Origin of the sequence: Streptomyces sp. SID5785 (assembly GCF_009870065.1) — a bacterium.
Classification (GTDB): Bacteria; Actinomycetota; Actinomycetes; order Streptomycetales; family Streptomycetaceae; genus Streptomyces.
Genome location: NZ_WWIA01001053.1, coordinates 1 through 665, shown reverse-complemented (window position 1 = coordinate 665; position 665 = coordinate 1). Strand labels below are relative to the sequence as shown.

Sequence of the window (665 nt, the reverse complement as noted above, 5' to 3'; positions counted from 1 at the left end):
ACCGGACGGCCTGCGCGATCCCGGACCCCGCGCAGTGGGCGGGGCCGCCCGGCCCGGGCGGCGCCAGCATCCTCGTCGGGGACGACGGCCAGGGGGACGTGGGGGCGCCGGAGGGGGACGTCCCCGGGATGCTGCCCCCGGTGCTGGCCGGGGCGCTCGAGCGGTTCCGCCTGGCGGCGCGGCCCGCTGCGGTGGAGCGGCGCCTGGCCCGCGAGGCGCTGCGCCGGGCCACGGACGGCGGGCTGCGGCCGGTGCCCGCGGCGGCCCGGCCCGGCTGGTTCACCGACGACGACGTGGTGCGCGCGGTCGAACGGATCCTGTGGGTGCCGGTGGCCGGGCGGCCGCTGGTCGCCGCGTGCGGGCACGTCACGGAGTGCGACCTGGCGCCGGACGAACTGGCCGCCGTGGCCGGGCTCCTGAACGCGGGCCGCCCGCTCCTCGTCGCCGAGCTGACCCCGCCCGCGCGGAACCTCCTGTCGGTGCTCGCGGGATTCCGCGCGGTCGAACGCCTGTGACCCCGAAGGCCGCCGGGAGCCGCCGGGGGCCGCTAGGAGCCGTACGGGATGGCCAGGTACTTGTACTCCAGGAACTCGTCGATGCCGACGCTGCCGCCCTCCCGGCCGAGGCCCGACTGTTTGACGCCGCCGAAGGGGGCGGCCGGGTTG

Annotated in this window: 2 protein-coding genes; one reads left to right on the top strand and one right to left on the bottom strand. The window is 79.1% G+C overall.

Annotation, left to right across the window (positions count from 1 at the left end):
- Positions 1-515 (top strand): hypothetical protein (locus GTW43_RS34010; RefSeq protein WP_161305827.1); only part of this gene is annotated, 515 nt, incomplete at its 5' end.
- Positions 516-547: 32 nt separating this feature from the next.
- Here GTW43_RS34010 and GTW43_RS34005 read toward each other — a convergent pair.
- Positions 548-665, bottom strand: a 118-nt coding sequence (locus GTW43_RS34005; protein WP_161305826.1) for an aldehyde dehydrogenase family protein, incomplete at its 5' end; no start/stop codon positions are given.